This window comes from Escherichia sp. XD33 (assembly GCF_019375075.1).
GTDB classification, from domain to species: Bacteria; Pseudomonadota; Gammaproteobacteria; order Enterobacterales; family Enterobacteriaceae; genus Enterobacter; species Enterobacter flexneri_A.
Genome location: NZ_JAENDM010000121.1, coordinates 1 through 3,634 on the forward strand (window position 1 = coordinate 1; position 3,634 = coordinate 3,634).

Consider the following 3,634-nt stretch of genomic DNA (forward strand, 5'->3'; position numbering starts at 1 on the left):
GTGGCAATGGCGTTCGCCAGCATTTAAATGGAGAGCCGGATGCGCTGAAAGGTGCACGTCCGGTTCGGGGAGGAGAGGCAGGGAAATAGTCCGACTACGCCCTGCCTCTTACTCTACTCCGCACCTGGCAGGGCTGGCTGTATCTGGCGGTGGTTATCGATCTCTTCGCCCGTAACGTGGTGGGCTGGTCGATGAAGCCCACTCTCTCACGCGAACTGGCGCTGGATGCACTGATGATGGCGGTCTGGCGACGTAAACCCGACGGCGAGGTCATCGTGCACTCAGACCAGGGAAGCCAGTACGGCAGTGACGACTGGCAGCGCTTCTGCCGGGCTAATAACCTGGTCCCGAGCATGAGCCGGCGTGGCAACTGCTGGGATAATGCGGTGGCCGAATCGTTCTTCAGTTCACTGAAAAAAGAGCGCATCAGGAAGAGAATATACAAAACCCGGGATCTAGCCCGGGCGGATATCTTCGATTACATTGAAGTGTTCTACAACCGGGCCCGGCGCCACAGTAACCTCGGCGGCGTCAGTCCGGAGGCCTTCGAACAGGCCTCGTCGTGAGGACAGAATTTGTCTACGGGCGTGGGGTCAGTCCACAACACCACGGTCAATCAACCAATGACTGAGCAAATCAGGCTCAACATTACGGTTGTTAGGACGCGTGTGCCAATCGCCTAGATAACGATAGCCCAATTCCTCAATAAAAAACCTGACTACGCGCTGTTGAGTTGCGCGTTCACGTTGTCCGACAGTTGTCACTGTTCTTATTACCTTTAACTAATTATGCCAATTCAGACTCAAATGCTGCATCATTCGCTTCAGCCTCTGCGCCATCAATTAATGCCAAGACTCGGTCAAGAAAGCGTTGCGCTTCGTATACATCTGTTGCTTGCCGCAGATAATGAGGTATTCGTTCAACAAACTCGGAACGTGATAAAGGCTGATGTTCCAGCAAAGCCTCAAGCATTGCGGGTCGCAACAAACGACGATCAGCATCAACATTAGGAAGCTCAACCTCAATGACATGTGTGGCAAAATACTTAAGTTGCTCCTTAAGCCCCAAATTGGGCATAAGAGAATCAATTGAGTCAGACGCCACTTCAGCGCTTGACTCAATCGTTTCTACATATTCATAGGAAGGTACAACAACGTCTGGAGCCAATGTTTTAAGCTCATGGAGTTTACGGATAATCGGAGATAGAACCTCATCAGGATTACTGAACCAATCAGTGGACCAAATGCGGCTAATTCTCCAACCCAAACGCTCCAGAACCTCTTGACGCAAACGGTCACGATCACGAGCAGATTTAGCTGAGTGATAAGCCGCACCATCACACTCTATGCCCATTAAGTAACGGCCAGGACAACCTGGATCTTTCACAGCTAGATCAATAAAGAATCCTGCAACCCCTACCTGAGGTTCACACTCAAACCCAGCGTGATTGAGTGCTTCCATTACAGCAACCTCAAAGTCACTATCTGGAGCCCTGCCGGTATGCGTTGTGAGGGAATCTAGTTTGCCACTTTCGGCAAACTGTAAAAAACCTTTCAACGAAATAACACCAAGTTTACTGGTTTCACTCGTCAATACATCTTCAGAACGCATTGAACTAAACACATGCATCCGTTTTTTTGATCGAGTGAAAAGCACATTCAAGCGACGCCAGCCAACATCGGAATTGATAGGTCCAAAGCGTTGATAAACCTTTCCACCATGCTCAGAAGGTCCATAGGTAAAGGAAATAAAGATTACATCACGCTCATCCCCTTGAACGTTCTCAAGGTTTTTCACAAAAAGTGGCTCTTCCATGGCATATAAGCCATCGATTGCATCGTTAAATTCAGGGCGATTTCGGCGCAATTCATCGATAGCGCGCTCAATTTGATCGCGTTGCTTGGAACTCATGGCCACTACCCCGAGTGACTCACCCGGCCGGTGTTGCGCATGATGAAGTACGGCCTCAGCAACTGCTTGGGCTTCTTCAATATTGTGTTGATTGGAGAATCGACCTTTTGACACATAGGTAAATTTAATCCCATACTCTGGAGACTCAGCATTTGGGGAAGGGAATATCACCAAATCACTGTTATAAAAATGGCGGTTAGAGTATGCAATCAACTTTTCATGTCGTGAACGATAGTGCCAACGCAAACGTCTCATAGGAAACAGTGGCAAAGCAGCATCCAAAATGCTGTCAGTATCACTTAAAGCCGCGGCATCATCGTCATCTTCTCCGTCGGCACTTCGATCAAAGAAACTGGTTGGTGGTAGCTGTTTCGGGTCACCAACGACCACTAGTTGCTTGCCCCTCGCGATGACACCCAATGCATCCTCTGGCTTCACCTGAGACGCTTCGTCCATCACCACCAGATCAAATTCCATTCGTCCAGGTTCTAGGTAATGAGCTGCTGACATTGGCCCCATCATGAAACAAGGTTTAATTGCAACCAGCGCATTACATGCACGGTTAACCAATTGCCTAATTGGAATATGTCTGGTTTTTTTACCCAACTCATTTTTGATCAAAGCTAGTTCTGTATATTCACTTTTCTTACCACCAGAATTCCCTTCTGGTATATTTCGGCAAGCAATTTTTGCTGCAATCCGCTGACGTTGTAATTCAATCAGTTTTTTGTCGTAATCTTTAAATGACTTCTGCAAAGCATTGCGCTGTGAGCCGGAAACTCTCATCAATTCAGGGTGGATGTGAATAACCTCCCGCGCCAGCTGGTCATGAATTGCTAATGCTAAACCCAATTCAACTTTTTCAATCGGGAGCGAGCCCGCAAGTACAGCACTCCAGATTCGCTGCAATCCATTTTCATGCATCTGCTCGTAACAACGAATAAAGTTAACCCACCCGTTCAACCAACGGGGTTGCTGTATTGCTCTTTCGTTGCGCTCGATTAATGTATTAAGAGAACCATCAGTCGACTTGAGCCACTGACTCCGCTCTAACTTTGTTTCTAGCGCATATAACTCAGCATTTTTAATCTGTTCATTCCATTTCGAAACTATTTCCCCACCATCACGACATAGTAAATCGTAATCACTACCACTAGCCAAATGTCTGATCTGGGTAGCCAAGGATACGCAATTTATCTTATCAACCAGTTGCTCGGCAAAATTCAGCGTGTCGTTAATAGTGTCTAACGTCAGTTGATTATTTTTATACGCACCGCAAGCCAATGGGGTTAATTGTAAAAACGCCCCTAACTGTAACGAGTCATTTTCAAGGGATATCTGAAGATCGTTTATGTTTTGCAAAATCTCGGAGGAATGAGTCATCTGCTCTAATGATATATCTGGATTGATAAACCATCCCTGCAAGGCAATGAGAGTATTCCGCACCTGTCGGTAAGATTGCATCAATACACCTTGCTCTCCTAACCAAGATGCATGTTCTTCCAACAAGCTAGAAATACGCGGTAATAACTTAGCCTCGTGCTCGACCCGTTTAACCAAAGTCATTAATCTTGAGCTAATCTGCGATTTCTCGATTAAATGCACACCTTTGATAATCTCACCATCTAGGTTAAATAATCCAGAGCCTATCGCAACTCGCTTTCCAAAACCTATCCCGTAACAAGCTCGGACCTTCTTGTACCAATCACGCAATAACATGAGT

1 protein-coding gene and 1 pseudogene are annotated in these 3,634 nt (G+C 46.7%); one reads left to right on the plus strand and one right to left on the minus strand.

Going from position 1 to position 3,634, the window contains the following annotated elements; all coding sequences use genetic code 11:
- Positions 1–107: 107 nt before the first annotated feature.
- A pseudogene (locus K0778_RS25135) lies at positions 108–566 on the plus strand (IS3 family transposase); the annotation flags it as partial.
- A 220-nt stretch (positions 567–786) separates the two neighbouring features.
- On the opposite strand, the gene K0778_RS28035 reads toward K0778_RS25135, so the two are convergent.
- Positions 787–3,634 (minus strand): AAA domain-containing protein (locus K0778_RS28035; protein WP_250666413.1); only part of this gene is annotated, 2,848 nt, incomplete at its 5' end.